Raw genomic sequence first — 14,614 nt, 5'->3', positions numbered from 1 at the left:
AGCGGGTGGCCAAGGAAAACGCATGAAGCCTATCTATATCGACTACCTCAACGCCCTCGACATCGAAGCGCTTGCGATGACCGACGCCGAGATCATCGCCGCCGTCGAGGCCGGGCTCGTCGCGCAAGGCAATGGCCAGACGGTGATCGAGCCGCGCGTCCATCTCGAGCCCGATCCATCCTTCCATGGCCATTTCAACGTGCTGCGCGGCTATGTTGCCCCGCTCGACGCTGCCGGCGTGAAGATCGTCGGCGACTATGTCGACAATTACCTGCACGGCCTGCCGTCCGAATTCGGCATCCTCAACCTGTTCGATCCGCGCACCGGCACGCCGCGCGCTATCCTCGACGCCACCGTGATCACCGACATGCGCACCGGCGCCGTCACCGCGATCGGCGCCAAGCATCTGGCGCGCAAGACCTCCAAGGTGCTGGGACATATCGGCGCGCGCGGCACGGCCTATTGGAACGTGCGGCTGCTCGACCATCTCTTCGACTTCGACGAAATCCGTGTCCATTCGCGCAGGCCCGAAAGCCGCGACAGCTTTGCCGCGAAACTGTCGGCCGACCTCGGCAAGAAAGTCACCGCCGTCGCCGACTGGAAAAGCTGCGTCGACGGTGCCGACATCGTCGTCGAGGCCTCGCGCCTCAACGAGCCGCAACCCTTGCTCAAGACCGAATGGATCAAGCCGGGGGCCTTCGTCGTGCCCTACGGCACGATGAGCGCCGTTGAGCTTTCGCTCACCGACATCATGTCGAAGATTGTTGTCGACGACTGGGGCCAGTGCAAAGGCGGCAAGTTCGGCTCGCTACGCGGCCATGTCGAGACCGGAAGGCTGAGCGAAGCGACGCTGCATGCCGAGCTCGGCCAGATCGCCGCCGGCAAGAAGGCTGGTCGGCAAAACGACGACGAGACGATCCTGTTCTGGCATCGCGGCCTGTCGCTCTCAGACATTGCGCTCGGCAAGGCGATGCTCGCCAAGGCCGGCGAAAAAGGCATTGGACAGAGGCTGCGTTTCGCATGAGCGCGCTCGTTCTCACCGGCGCCGGCGTCAGCATCGACGATGTCGCGGCAGTCTCCCGAAACGCCGACAAGGTGGAGGTGACGCCGACGGTCATCGAGAGGCTCGGCAAGGCGCGAAAGGTGCTCGACGAGGCCGCGGCCGGCGGCCAGCAGATCTACGGATTGAACACCGGCCTCGGCGCCAATCTCGTGACCGCGGTCGAAGGCGACGCCAGCGCCTTCCAGCGGCAGTTGCTCGAAGGCCGGAGCGCTGGGGTCGGCGAGGCCTTGCCGATTCCCACGGTGCGCGCGGCGATGTTTGCCCGCATTGCCATGCTGGCGGCCGGCGGTTCGGGCCTGTCGCCACATATCTTCACCGCGCTTGTCGAAGCCCTCAATGCCGGCGTCCACCCGGTGATACCCTCGCTCGGCTCGATCGGCGACGGCGACCTGGTGCTGATGACGGCGATCGCCCGCATGCTGATCGGCGAAGGCGAAACCGACTACCAGGGCCGGCGCATGCCCGCCGCCAAGGCACTGACGATGGCGCGGCTGGCTCCGGTTAGCCTGGCGCCCAAGGACGGCCTGTCGTTGATCAATGCCTCCGCCGTGTCCACCGGCGCCGGTGCGCTGACGCTTATCGATGCGCTCTCGGCGCTCGCACAACAGCAGCAGGCCGGCGCACTGACGATGGAGGCGCTTGGCGCCAACCGCACCATCCTCGATGCACGCCAGCATCTGGCGCGGCCGGGGGCCTGCCAGCAGGTGGCGGCAAAGGCGCTGCGCGAGCTGCTGGCGCGCGACGACGCGCCGGCCGCGACCACCATCCAGGACCCGCTGTCGATTCGCTGCATGCCCTCGGTCCATGGCGCGCTGATCCAGGCGATCGATCACGCGCGGCTCGCGGTCGAGATCGAGCTCAACGCCGCCGCCGACAATCCGCTGGTGCTGGCAGACGATGCCGTCGTGATGTCGACCGGCAATTTCCACACCGTATCGCTTTCGCTGGCCTTCGAGACACTTGGCCTGGCGATCGCGCAATGCGCGGCGGCCTGCGCCGCCCGCTTCATCCAGCTCACCGGCTCCAGCCGTCACGGCTTGCCGAAATATCTGTCGCCCGTCGGCGGCGCCTCGGCCGGCTTCGTGCCGCTGCAGAAAACGGTGACGGCGATCCTGGCCGGCATCCGCCACAAGGCAAATCCGGTGATGCTCGACTTCCTGCCTGTGTCCGAGGGCGTCGAGGATCTTGCGACGCAAGCGCTGCTGGCTGTCGCCAAATGCGCCGAAATGATCGCGCTGTGGCGTCGGCTGATCACCTTCGAGCTGATGGCGGCGGCGCAGGCCGTCGATTTGCGCGAGGGAGCAACGCTTGCGCCGGCCACCGCCGCGATCCACACGGCCGTGCGGGCGCATGTAGCAACGCTGAAGGAGGACCGCCCGCTCGGCGTGGACGCCGAGGTGCTCTACGCCTCGCTCGCCGGCGGGACGTGGCGGGGTCCGCCAGCAACAGGCTAAACGAGCAGCCTGTCAGGGCTTTGCGTCGACCTTCTTCATGAACTGGGCGAGCTCGCCCGGGTCCATCCGCACGACATGCTTGTCTTCCGGATAGGCGCCGCTCTCGACGTCGGCGACATATTCGGCGAAAGCCGCGATGCGCTCCTGCTGCAGCCGATCGTATTCGGCGGCGAAGTTGCGATAGACTTTCGAGTGGCGCGGCATGTGACCCCGGTTCGCGCCGAGAATATCCTCGGCGAACAGATATTGCGCGTCGCAGCCGGTGCCCGCGCCCATCGACAGCATGATCAGCGAAGTGCGCTCCGAGATCGCCTTCGCCACCTCGACCGGCACCACTTCGATTTCGGCGCCGATCGCGCCGGCCGCCTCCAGCTGCTTGACCGCCTCGAACACCTGCATGGCCGCGTCGGCGGTCTTGCCGACCGCCTTGAAGCCGCCGGTCCAGGTCGCGCGCGACGGGATCAGGCCGACATGGCCGATCACCGGAATGGCGTCGTCGGCCATGCGCTTGACCGTGGCGTAGCCGGCGCTGCAATAGACGGCGTCGGCGCCACCCTTGTAGAGGCGGAAGGCCCAGCGCAGGAAATCGTCGGCCGTGCCGATCTCGAAGAAATTCTCGCCCGGCATGGTGAACAGGCTGGGCGCCGCATCCCGGTACTGGGGATTGAGCACCAGTTCCGGCGGCACCGAGACGATGTCGACCCCTGCCCGCTCGGCGGCCTCGGCCTCGTCCAGCGTCAGCACGCGCAGCATGGTCAACTGTCGCTTGCCTTTCATGGCGCGCAGATCGGCAACGGTCGGTCTCTTTCGGCTCATCTTATGTCCCTGTTTGCTGGCGGACGTTCGGTTGATCTTGCTGTCACCCTATCGACCGCGCGGCTGACTGGATAGCCGACGGGCCTGCTACTCTGCAGCCCTCGACATGTCGACCGTGTGGAACTCGCCACGATAGGGCCTGGCCGTCGGCGGCAGCTCGCGCTTGAGGTAATGGTCCTCGTATCTGAGCTGCCTGAGCAGCACCGGCCACACCTCGCGATAGGCATGCCACATCGACGGATTGGGTTCTGGTAGGTCGTGCTTGATCAGCGCATGCAGCTTCGGCAGCGCGTGATAGGGCACCATCGGGAACATGTGATGTTCGACGTGATAATTCATGTTCCAGTAGATGAACCGGCTGATCGGATTCATGTAGACGGTGCGTGTGTTCAGCCGGTGATCGGTGACATTGTCGGCGAGCCCGATATGCTGCAGCAGTCCGGTCAACACCATGTGCCAGGTGCCGTAGAGGCGCGGCACCCCGATCAGCACCAAAGGCAGCCATGAGCGAAGCGCGATCGCGACAGCTATCGTCGCGACATACACGACCATATGCCAGCGCGCCGCTACCACCGCCTTGTGCTGGTCCATCTCGGGGATGTAGCTCTTCTCGTCATCCGACAGCCGGCCAAGAGCCTGGCGCAGCAGCGTCGGCAGCGAATAGCGGAAATCGAGGATGCCGGTGAAGGCTAATGCCGCCTTGATGAGGTCCGGCGGCCGCATCACCGCGATCTCGGCGTCGCGTCCGACAATGATGGTGTCGGTGTGGTGGCGGGCGTGGCTCCAGCGCCATTGCACCGGATTGCGCATCAGCATGAAAGAGGCGATGTGATAGACGACGTCGTTCATCCAGCGCGTGCGAAACGCAGTGCCGTGGCCGCATTCGTGCCAGCGCGAGTCGCTCGACGAGCCATAGAGCACCCCATACACCATGAGGAACGGCGCCACCCACCAGGTGCCCCAGAACCAGACGATGCCCACCGCCGAGCCCAGGATCGCGACGACCCAGATGATGGTGTCGCGGATCGCCGGCCCGTCGGAGCGCTGCATGAGCGCCTTCATCTCCTTGCGCGGCACGTCGGTGTGGTACCACTCGGCCGACGCCAGCCCGGTCTCGATGGCAAGCCGCGTGCTTTCGCCGACCAGGCTGTAATCGCGTTTTGTCTTGGCGGCCGTCGCCATTATCGTCTCGCCCTGCCCTAGAGCATGATGCCGAAAAGTGTGAAGCGGTTTTCGGACGACATCATGCTCTCTCTTTTGATCTAGAGTCCGTTGGCACGGAATTTCCCGTCGAGGAATTTCTTCGCGCGCGGCACGTCGTCCTCGGTCAGATGCTCGATGATCACCGGGATGTTCGGATGCTTCTCGCTGAGCCGCTTCAGGTAAAGGTCGTAGTTCAGCGCGCCGAGCCCCGGCGCTGGCAATTCGATCTCGCCGACGCCGCGGAACGTCAACCCTTCATGCGCGTCCGCGTCGCCGATATCGGCGTGCTTCTCCGTCTTGTCGCTGCCTGAGCGCTTGACGTCCTTGGCATGCGCGATGCGGATCTTGTCGGTCAGCGTGTCGAACACCTGGTTCAGCACCTGGTCCATGCGGTCGATGTTGTGCGCCTCGAAATAATTGGTCGGGTCCATCAACAGGCCGAGGCCCGGATGGTCGACCTGCGCGAACATCCTGACCGTCTCTTCGACCGAGCCGACGACATTGTTGACATAGGTTTCGAGCAGGAACACCGCGCCGTGGTCGTAGGCGGTCTGGGCAAGGTCCGAGATCACCTTGCGGCATTCCTCGAAACCTTCCTCGGTCTTGTTCTTCGGGTGATGCACCCAGTCGGACTCGGTGTTGTAGGTGCCGGTCTCGGAGATCACGTAAGGCGAGCCGAATTCGCGCGCGTTGCGGATGGTCTCCTTCAGGTAGCCGACGCGTTTCTCGCGCTCGCCTTTGTCGGGATGGATGATGTTGGTGTAGCCCGAGATGCAGCATACAGGCAGATTGTGGTCGCGGAATGTGTCGCGAACTGTCCTTGCCTTGTCCCTGGTGATCTGCCCGGCCGACAGGTCGACATCCTTGAAGTGGAGGTCGAGCTGCACCGTGTTGAAACCGAGCGCGCGGATGCGCCTGGCGGTTTCCTCCAGCTCGTAGGGGAAATAGCCTGTGAAGATACCTGCCTGCATCATGAGGTGAAGTCCTCCCGGTAAGCGATTCAGTTGCCCTGTCTTTTGGTCTTGCCTTTAGCCGCCTAATCGACAGGGATTTCGGACAGCTTGATCGTGCGGGCTTCCGCCATCGAGCGGTAGCCTGCCTCGACCAGGGCCATGGTCTTGACGTTGTCGGCGACGGAGAGCGCCGGCGGCGTGCCGGTCTTCAGCGCATATTGCAGTTGCTCCATGACGCCGATGAAGGCCTGCGGAAACCACATCGTCTCCCAGCGCGGGCTGACCCATTTGCCGCCGGTCGTCTCGCTCGAGGCGTAGGTCAACGTCGAGGCAACACCTTTCGGCCAACCGATCGTGCCTTTGGCCACGCCCTTGGTGCCGTCGACGCGCCAGTTGATATGCTGGTCGTCCTCATAGCCGTCCTGGCGCGGGCCGGACCAGACATCCTCCAGCGACACGGCAAGCACGCCGGAGGCAAAGCGCAGCGTCGACACGGTGATGCCGTCGGAGTGCTCGAACGTCGTGCGCGGATCCTTGCGCGTCAGCGTCGTGATCTCGTCCGGATCGCCGAACAGGAAGCGCAACACATCGAGATGGTGAACGCTCATATTGGCAAGCGTCAGCCGGTCGTAACCGGCAAGGAAGCCCTGCCAGTGCGGGATCGCGTGCATGTCGATCTGCGCAAACACGATCTCGCCCAGCGCGCCGCTGTCGATGATCTGCTTCAACACGCGCATCGACTGGTCGTAGCGCATGTTCTGGTTGACCGAGAGGATCTTGCCGGAGGCCGCCGCCTCGTCACGCACCTTGACCGCCTCCTCGACCGAGAGCGCCAGCGGTTTCTGCGCCAGGATCGCCTTGATGTGCTTCTGCTTCAGCGCGTGGCGGATCAGCGCCGGCTGCAGGTCGGGCGGAAAGGCAAGGTCGACGATCTCGACAGTCTCGTCCTCGATCAATTGTTCCGGCGTGTCGTGGACGGTCGGAATGCTCCAGCGGTCCGCCACCTTCCGCGCATTCGCCCTGGTGCGCGAAGCGATGGCGATGACTGGGAAGCCGGCTTCGTGATAAGCGGCCAAATGGCATTCGGCCATGATCATGCCAGCGCCGATGCAGCCGATCCGGTAGTCCTTGACCCGGACGCTTACGTCCGGCTCGAAACCCATGCTCGCCATCCATTCCTCCCGTCGAGGATTGGATATAGCGCGATGGTCCGGCCCTCAGCCAAGGCCCGCGCCATCATTTCCCATCAGCGATCGTCAGCTTGCCGCGATCAGCACCGTGCTGTCCGGCGACCAGCTCAGCACCACGGGCTCACCTTCGGCCAGTCGCTCGGCGCCGGTGTTCTGCACGATCACCTTCAGCGTCTGGCCATCGCGGTCGACGAAATAAGTGCTGTTGTTGCCGGCGAAGATGCGCTTCGAGACCCGTCCCTTGAGCGAGTTGGCATTGCCTGCATCGGCCTTTGCAGTGCCCGTTGAGATCTGGATGCGCTCCGGTCGTACCGCGCAGCTCGCCTTGACACCAGCCGACAGCGCAGGCCCGGAGGCGGCGGCAATCGTCGTACCGTCCGGCAGCTTGATGCCGTTGCCGGTGGCATCGCCGCGAAAGATGTTGGCGTCGCCGAGGAAGGTTGCGGCAAACTCGCTCTGCGGCAGGTCGTAGATCTCTTCCGGCGGCCCTTCCTGCACCAGCCGACCATCGCGCAGGATACCGATGCGGTCGCTCATCGTCAGCGCTTCCTCCTGGTCATGGGTGACGAAGATGGTGGTGATGCCGATCTCGCGCTGGATGCGCTTCAATTCGATCTGCATGTCGACGCGCAGCGCCTTGTCGAGCGCGCCGAGCGGCTCGTCGAGCAACAGCACGCGCGGCTTGGTGACGATCGCGCGGGCGAGAGCGACACGCTGGCGTTGACCGCCGGAGAGTTGGTGCGGCTTGCGGCCACCGAGCTTGCCGAGCTGCACCAGGTCGAGGGCGCGCTGCACCTCTGTGGCGATCGTCGCTTTGGCTTCGCCGCGCACCGAAAGCCCGAAGGCGACATTGTCGGCGACACTCATGTTGGGGAACAGCGCATAGTTCTGGAACACCATACCGATGCGTCGTTTCTCGACCGGCACACGCTCGACACTTTCGCCGCCGATGGCGATGCGGCCGGAGTCGGGAAAATCGAAACCGGCGATTTGCCTCAGCAACGTTGTCTTGCCGCTGCCTGAAGGCCCGAGCAGCGCATAGAAGCCGCCATCAGCGAAATCGATCGAGACATCGTCCAGCGCCTTATGCGCGCCGAAACTGCGGGAGACGTTCGCTACCTGGACGCCAGCCATTATTTCTCTCCGCCAAATTTGAAGAAGCGTGCCGTGAGCAGCATCAGCGCCATCGACACCACGATGATGATTGTCGACACCGCGTTGATCTCGGGCGTGAAACCTTTTCGGATCGCGGCATAGATTTCGACCGGCAGCGTCGTCTGACCGGGTGTCGACAGGAAATACGAAACCACGAACTGGTCGAACGACACGGCGAAGGCGAACAGCCCGCCGGCGATGACGCCCGGCATGATCCACGGCAATGTGACGCGTATGGTCACCTGCCACTGGTTGGCGCCAAGCGAGCGCGCCGCCTCTTCCAGCTCCGGCGCGAAAGTTTGTAGCCGGGCGGAGACGACGACGATAACATAAGGCAGCGCCAGCGCGACATGGCCGAGCAGGATGGCAAACAGGCCACGTCCGATGCCGACGCCGAAGAAGAAGATCAGCATCGCCGTGCCGGTGATCAGCCATGGGATGGCGATCGGCGGGAAGAGCAGCGCCTGCAGCACTTTCTTGCCGCGGAATTCGTAGCGGTAGAGCGCAAGCGAGGCCATCGAGCCCAGCACTGTCGAGATGATCGTGGTGATGACCGCGATCTCGATGCTGTTCCAGGTCGCCGCGATCAGCTGGTCGTTCTGCCAGAGCGATTGATACCAATCCGTCGTCCATTCGAACGGCAGTTGGTAGAAGGGCGAAGCGTTGAACGACATCGCCGCCATGATGATGATCGGCAGATAGAGGAAGCCGAGCAGCAGGAAGATGTAGAGGCGGCCGAGTCCTTCGAGGATGCGCGTCACAGCCATCAGCCGGCCCTCCGCAGAACCGGCGCCGCGAGCGCCAGGATGACCAGCACGACGGCAAGCAGGATGAAGGATAGCGCTGCGCCCAGCGGCCAGTTGAAGACGGCGACGAACTGGTCCTCGATGACGGTGCCGTAGAAGGTACCGGTGCGCCCGCCAAGGATGCGCGGCTCCATGAAGGAGCCGACCACCGGCACGAAGATCAGGGCCGAGCCGGCGATCAGGCCCGGCATCGACAGCGGGATGATCACCCGCCAAAGCACCTGCAACCGCGAGGCGCCGAGCGAACGCCCGGCCTCGATCAGCGAGTCGTCGATGGCCTGCAGCGTGAGGTAGCAGGTCAGCACCATGTAAGGCACGTAGGAGTGCACCAGACCAATGATGACGGCCGGATAGGAATACATGAGGTCGATGTTGATCTTGAACGGCAGCACCGCGTTGAGCGCGGTGTCGAGGATGCCGCCTTCGCGCAGCACCATCGCCCAGGAAAAGATGCGCACCAGCCCGTTCGACCAGAACGGCAGGATGACGAGCAGGAAGATCGCCTCGCGGCTGCGGCCCTTCAACACCTTGGCCAGCACATAGGCCGCCGGATAGCCGATGACGACACACCACAGCGTCACCTCGAGACCGAGCCGCAGCGACGCGAGCATGAGCTTGGAATAAAGGCTCTGCGAGAAGAACGCCGCATAGTTGCCGAGCGTGAAAGCCCAGTCCTTCCCGGCCAGCGGCAGGTCGGTCATGAAGGAGAAGAACACCATGGCCGACAGCGGCAGGAAGATCGCCACGGTCAGCCATAGATAGGCAGGCAGGAGAAGCGGCAGAGCCGGCCTCAGTCCGCCGCGTGACGCGACCGCTCCTTGTGCTGCCATGACACCCTCCTCCCCACGATTGAAAGGACCAGCGACGCGAACCGCCGGCTGGTCCGGACGTGGTCTTAGAGACCGTTTCGAAATTCGCTGTGGCCAGTCATACGGTGGTGGTTTTCGAGAACCGGAGCGCAGTGGACATTTGGGTCCGTGAGCACCGGAAGCGCAGAAAACGCCATCAGATGCCGCCACAGTGGAATTTCCAACGGTCTCTTACTTCACGTCGACCTTGAGCTGCTGCCACAGCGCCAGATACTTTTCGCGCTGCGCGTCGGTGACCGGCGCCTGGAACTGGATGCGCTTGGCGACCTCCGGGCTGCCCATGACCTTGCGGTTGAAGGCATCCTCGGGCAGCGCCTCGACCGCCTTGGTGTTGGCCGAAACCGGAGCACCGACCTTGGTGACCCATTCGACGTAGAACTTGGGGTCGATCATGTAGTTGATGAAGGCCTCGGCGCCGGCGACGTTCTTGGAGCCGACCGGGATTGAGAACGCATCGAGCCAGGCGACGGCGCCTTCCTGCGGAACAACCAGCGAGACCGGCAGCTTGAAATGCGTCTTGGCGCGATCGGCCGAGCCGCTCCAATAGGTGCCGATGTCGATCTGGTTGGAGGCGACCATCTGGTTCCAGTCGTTCTCCGAGCTCCAGAAGGTCTTGATCTGCGGCATCAGCGAGGTGAGCTTCGCCTTGACCGCGTCCATATCCTTGATGTCGTTGATGTTCTGCCCCGACGCGATGGCGCCGAATTGCACCGCCTCGACGGCGTCGTCACGAATGATGACACGGCCCTTATGCGCCGGATCCCACATCTCGGCGATCGACGTCGGCGGCTTGTCGAAGGATTTCTCGTTGATGGCCAGCGCGGTCAGGCCCCAGACCCACGGCACGCCATAGACCTTGCCGTCATGGTCGAGCATCGGCGAGCCGGCCTTGTCCTTGGCGATATCGGCATAGTTGGAAAGTTTCGACACATCGATCGGCTGTATCAGCTTGCCGGCCATCGCCTGGTCGTTGAAGGCGGCGTTGATCATGACGACGTCGTAGAGGCCGGGATTGGTCCTGATCTTGGTCAGCATCTCCTGCTCGGAGTTGAAGAAGTCGTTGACCACCTTGAAGCCGGTCGCCTTCTCGAAATTGGCGACCGCCCAGGGCTCGTCGGCGCCGTAGCCCTTCCAGTTGAGCACATGCACTTCCTCGGCCGCCGATGCGGCCAGCGTGAAGGCTGAAACGAAGACGGCCGTCGCCGTCAAAAAAGCGGTCAGTCTGGGCATACGCATGTCTGTTTTCCTCTCATTGTTTGCCCGTTTAGCGGGCTTGTTGAATTGCAGTCGCTGCCTCCTGGCCAGGCGCGGTGCTTGCGTCGCCGCGCTGGCTCAGGAATTCCTGGATCTCGCTGTCGCTTGGCGCCGACGATCCGCCCTGGCGGGTGACCGACAAAGCAGCGGCGGCATTGGCGTAGCGGGCCGCCTCGCAAGGCGTCAGGCCGCGCGACAACGCGCTGACGAAGGCGCCGATATGGGTGTCGCCGGCGCCGTTGGTGTCGATGGCTTGCACATCGAAACCCGGCACCGCTCTTGTTCCGCCATCAGCCATCCGCACCAGGCAACCCCGCGCGCCGGCGCGAATGACGACGCCCGCTGCCCGCGGGCAGTGTTCCCGCAGCAGCCGCACAGCGACCGTCTGGGCATCGCCGCAACCGGCGATCTCGGCCGCTTCATCGGTGTTGCAGCTCAGCCATGTCGTGCGCGCCAGCACCCTGTCGAGGATCGAGCGCGGGATGTCGGCGATCACCGGCGTCGGATCGAAGACCAAGGGAATGTCGGCCGGCAAAGCCTCGATCCAGTCGGTCAGCGCCTCGCGGCTGCCAGGGTAGCTCAGCGTGTAGCCGGAGGTGAAAACCCAGTCGCCCGGAACGACTTGCACCGGCGCCATCATGTCGAGCGTGAGCCGGCTCTCGGCGCCCGGCCAGGAGACGAAGGTGCGCTCGGCATCGCCGCTGATCATGGCGACGCAATTGCCGCTGTCCATCGCCGCGGATGGCGGCGTCAGCGTTTCGATACCCTCAATGGCGAAGGCCGCGCGCAGGAAATCGCCATCCGGCCCGGTGCCGAGCTGCCCGCCGAACACCACCTTCATGCCGGTGCGGTGTGCCGCGACCATCATGTTGAAGCCGCCGCCGGCGACGCGTGCGTAGCTCGACGCGGTCTTTTCCGTGCCGGGCACCGGCAAGGCGTCGATGCGATAGACATAATCCACCACCGCGCTGCCGACATGGACGAGGCGCCCGATCATGCGGCGGCCTCCTTGCCTGAACCGAGCTTGGAGCTGCGCGCCGCGACCAGATCGTCGGCGAGCACGCGGACCGCGTCGAGGCCGATGCCCCGCAGCCCGGCGATGCGATCCTGCGGCAGGCGAGACAGGCCGCTGCAGGCGCCGGCCATGCCGGCGGCGATGGCGCCGATCGTGTCGGTGTCGCCGCCGAGATTGGCTGATATGACGGCCGCCCGCCACGCATCGCCTTGCGCAACCTCCAGCACCGCGAAGGCCGCCGGGACCGATTCCTGGCTGGCGACGCCGGTGCCGACCAGATCGACGATCAGCTTGATGGCTTCCTTCTCCACCTTGCCGCGCACGAGGTCCTGCGCCCAGACGATCCTGGCGGCGATGTCGCCGCCGGTGACCCAATGTCCGAGCACAGCGCCGAGCCGTGCCGCCGCGACGGCGTGGCCGGAGGCGGCGCGCCAGTCGCCGCCCGAAACGCCGAGACTGACCGCGGCGGCTACAGCGGCGGCGGATGCGATGGCGATCGACGTGTTGTGGGTGGCCCGGCAGGTTTCCGCCACCTTGGCGGCAAGTGCGGCGAGCGGCTCCGGCGGCATCATGATGCCGACCGGCGCAATGCGCATGGCAGCGCCATTGGTGTCACCGGCGCGCCCCGCCTCTTCCGGCGGCACGCCGTCATTGATGGCGTCGATGGCGCGCTTGGTCGACGGTCCAAGCAGATCGTAGCTGCCGCGCGCCTTGACGTCGCGTTCCCAGTCGAGCAGCGCGTTGACCCAGCGCGCATGGTCGAAGCGGTCGCCCGACTCGACCAGGACGCGGCCGAGCAGCAGCGCCTGTTCCGTATCGTCGGTGATCGCCCCGGCCGGCAGCCCCTTGGAGACCGGATGGTCATCAAAGGGCGCGACGAAACCCTCGACATGGCCGTAGAGCTCGGCAATGCGCGCCGGCGATAGCAATTGCGTCGGCATGCCCAAAGCATCGCCCAGCGCGCCGCCGATGAGCGCGCCCATTGCCCGGTCTATCGCGTCGATCGCCATGCTCAGAACTCCAGATGCAGCGCGAAATGCGCAGGGTTGAGCAGGCTGGTGACGAATTCGATCACGCGTCCGTCGGCGGCGCGCGTCAGGCGTCGCGTGCGCAGGAACGGCGTGCCCGGCGCGCAAGCGAGAACGGCGGCGTCGGCGGCGCTCAGCATCTCGATGTCGACCCATTCCTCGCCATGGTCGGGCACAAGCCCTGCCTCGCGCAGCGTCTGGTGCAGCGAGCCTTCGCGCAGGCCGCGCAGCGGCACGTCTTCCAGTTCCGGCGACAGCGGCAGGCGGCTGCGTTCGATCGAGATCGCATGGCCGTCGGCGGCATTGGTGCGGGCGCGGTCGACGGCGATAAAGGAAGGACTGTCGACACCGAGCCTTGCCGCAAGCTCGGCGTCCTCGATGACTTCGAGCCGCAGCGTGCGGGTCTCGGCGTTGGCGCCGGCATTGGCGAGCGCGCGCGACCAGCCGATGGCGTCGTCGACCGGCATGCCGTCGAAGGTGACGAAGGAACCGATGCCGACCTTGGTGGTGATCAGCCCTCGGCTCGACAGTTCCTCGAGCCCCTTGCGGACCGTGTTGCGGCTGACGGAGAAGCGCTGGACGAGTTCGTTCTCGCTCTGCAGCCGGTCGCCGAAGCTGAGCACGCCGGAGCGGATTTCATGTTCGAGAACCGTCGCGATCTGCTCGGGCTTGCCCGTGCCGGGAGTGATCTGCGCTGCGCGGCGAGCCATATCGATACCTGTTTAGTGAACCTGTATAGTCCTGTTCATTAGCGGATCTGCGAAGAAGCGTCAACGGCTAGCCTCTTCTGCCCGTCACTACAGAGGGCAATGGCATACGGGTTTGGGAGTACGGATAACCGGCATGCTTTGATTGGCGTCATCCTCGGGCTTGTCCCACTGCTGTCCGGGGCAACGCCAACCTCGGACAATCACATCGAACTATCGCCAGCAAAATTCGCTTCGCGCGGTCATGTAGGCAGCTAAACGAAGAAGAACTCTTCCACCCGCTCTTTGGCCTTGCGCAGCACCGGCAGGATGTCGCGCTGCATCGCATCGACGGAAAAGCGCGCCGACTGCGTCGAGACATTGATGGCGGCGACGGTACGTCCGGCCCGGTCGTTGATCGGCACGGCGATCGAGCGCAGGCCGAGCTCCAATTCCTCGTCGACGATGGCAAAGCTATCCGCCCTCGCCGCGTCGATCGCCTTGCCGAGCGCCGCGCGGCTGGTGATCGTCTTCGGCGTCCGCCGCTCGATCCTTGCCTCGCCGAGAAAAGCCTTCAGCTCGTCCGCAGCCATGCCTGAGAGTAGCACACGCCCCATCGAGGTGCAGTAGGCGGGCAGCCGCGTGCCGACATCGAGCGCCACGCTCAGGATGCGTCGACCAGGGATGCGCGCGACATAGACGACATCCTCGCCCGACAGCACGGCGGCGTTGCAGGCTTCGTCGAATTTGGCCGCCACCTCGCGCATGATCGGCGCCGCGAAAGTCCATAGCGACGCGCCGCCAAGCCAGGTCCGCGCTACGGTCAGCAGGCGCGGCGAGAGCGAAAACAACCGGCCCGATTGCGTCGCATATCCAGTGGACACCAGCGTCAGCAGAAAGCGACGGGCGCCGGCGCGGGTCAGCCCCGCCTCCTCCGCCATTTCGGTCAGCGTCATGCCGGATGGATGGCGGGCCAGGATTTCCATCACCGCCAGCCCGCGTTCCAGCGAGCCGACATGGTCGCGCGAGATTGTTTCCTCTTCCACAGGCGTTCCCGGCTGGCGTTGACTCCACACGGAGCGTCAGGTTAGAAATATCCCATAGAAAACATATGTTCGCAAT

14 protein-coding genes are annotated in these 14,614 nt (G+C 64.6%); 2 read left to right on the top strand and 12 right to left on the bottom strand.

The genetic code is table 11. The annotated features are described in order from the left end of the window. The first annotated feature begins 22 nt into the window (after window positions 1-22). Together AB6802_RS11230 and hutH are read left to right on the top strand one after the other, a co-directional pair. A complete protein-coding gene (locus tag AB6802_RS11230) occupies window positions 23-1,024 on the top strand; it encodes an ornithine cyclodeaminase family protein (RefSeq protein ID WP_371010168.1) in 1,002 nt (333 codons plus the stop codon). Next, window positions 1,021-2,517, top strand: coding sequence for a histidine ammonia-lyase (gene hutH / locus AB6802_RS11225; protein ID WP_371010167.1), 1,497 nt, complete (start codon window positions 1,021-1,023; stop codon window positions 2,515-2,517). Before AB6802_RS11230 ends, hutH begins: the two co-directional genes overlap by 4 nt. 12 nt (window positions 2,518-2,529) lie before the next feature. On the opposite strand, the gene AB6802_RS11220 is transcribed toward hutH, so the two are convergent. From AB6802_RS11220 to AB6802_RS11165, 12 genes are all read right to left on the bottom strand, one after another. After that, window positions 2,530-3,333, bottom strand: coding sequence for a 3-methyl-2-oxobutanoate hydroxymethyltransferase (locus AB6802_RS11220; protein WP_371010166.1), 804 nt, complete (start codon window positions 3,331-3,333; stop codon window positions 2,530-2,532). Window positions 3,334-3,420: 87 nt separating this feature from the next. Then, the gene (locus AB6802_RS11215) at window positions 3,421-4,515 is read right to left on the bottom strand and encodes a fatty acid desaturase family protein (RefSeq protein ID WP_371010165.1); all 1,095 of its coding nucleotides are present in this window, start codon (window positions 4,513-4,515) and stop codon (window positions 3,421-3,423) included. Window positions 4,516-4,595: 80 nt separating this feature from the next. Then, window positions 4,596-5,510 carry a sugar phosphate isomerase/epimerase family protein gene (locus AB6802_RS11210; protein ID WP_371010163.1) on the bottom strand — a complete coding sequence of 305 codons (915 nt, stop codon included), beginning with the start codon at window positions 5,508-5,510 and terminating at the stop codon, window positions 4,596-4,598. Between the two features lie 62 nt (window positions 5,511-5,572). Continuing rightward, complete coding sequence (locus tag AB6802_RS11205; RefSeq protein ID WP_371010162.1) at window positions 5,573-6,661, bottom strand: Gfo/Idh/MocA family protein; 1,089 nt, start codon at window positions 6,659-6,661, stop codon at window positions 5,573-5,575. An 84-nt stretch (window positions 6,662-6,745) separates the two neighbouring features. Further along, a complete protein-coding gene (locus tag AB6802_RS11200; RefSeq protein ID WP_371010161.1) occupies window positions 6,746-7,813 on the bottom strand; it encodes an ABC transporter ATP-binding protein in 1,068 nt (355 codons plus the stop codon). Continuing rightward, the gene (locus tag AB6802_RS11195) at window positions 7,813-8,601 is read right to left on the bottom strand and encodes an ABC transporter permease (protein ID WP_371010160.1); all 789 of its coding nucleotides are present in this window, start codon (window positions 8,599-8,601) and stop codon (window positions 7,813-7,815) included. Before AB6802_RS11195 ends, AB6802_RS11200 begins: the two co-directional genes overlap by 1 nt. Beyond that, a complete protein-coding gene (locus AB6802_RS11190) occupies window positions 8,601-9,470 on the bottom strand; it encodes an ABC transporter permease (protein ID WP_371010159.1) in 870 nt (289 codons plus the stop codon). The genes AB6802_RS11195 and AB6802_RS11190 overlap by 1 nt, the downstream gene beginning before the upstream one ends. 210 nt (window positions 9,471-9,680) lie before the next feature. Then, window positions 9,681-10,745: an ABC transporter substrate-binding protein gene (locus tag AB6802_RS11185; RefSeq protein WP_371010158.1), complete on the bottom strand. Its 1,065-nt coding sequence runs from the start codon at window positions 10,743-10,745 to the stop codon at window positions 9,681-9,683. Between the two features lie 28 nt (window positions 10,746-10,773). Beyond that, window positions 10,774-11,760, bottom strand: a complete 987-nt coding sequence (locus AB6802_RS11180; RefSeq protein ID WP_371010157.1) for a PfkB family carbohydrate kinase — start codon at window positions 11,758-11,760, stop codon at window positions 10,774-10,776. Continuing rightward, a complete protein-coding gene (locus tag AB6802_RS11175; protein ID WP_371010156.1) occupies window positions 11,757-12,788 on the bottom strand; it encodes an ADP-ribosylglycohydrolase family protein in 1,032 nt (343 codons plus the stop codon). Before AB6802_RS11175 ends, AB6802_RS11180 begins: the two co-directional genes overlap by 4 nt. Window positions 12,789-12,790: 2 nt before the next feature. Beyond that, window positions 12,791-13,516: a GntR family transcriptional regulator gene (locus tag AB6802_RS11170; RefSeq protein ID WP_371010155.1), complete on the bottom strand. Its 726-nt coding sequence runs from the start codon at window positions 13,514-13,516 to the stop codon at window positions 12,791-12,793. A gap of 251 nt (window positions 13,517-13,767) precedes the next feature. Continuing rightward, complete coding sequence (locus AB6802_RS11165) at window positions 13,768-14,538, bottom strand: IclR family transcriptional regulator C-terminal domain-containing protein (RefSeq protein WP_371010154.1); 771 nt, start codon at window positions 14,536-14,538, stop codon at window positions 13,768-13,770. Window positions 14,539-14,614: the final 76 nt, after the last annotated feature.

The sequence above is a fragment of the Mesorhizobium sp. RCC_202 genome, from assembly GCF_041355295.1.
GTDB lineage: Bacteria > Pseudomonadota > Alphaproteobacteria > Rhizobiales > Rhizobiaceae > Mesorhizobium.
This window is presented reverse-complemented; position numbering and strand designations above follow the sequence as displayed.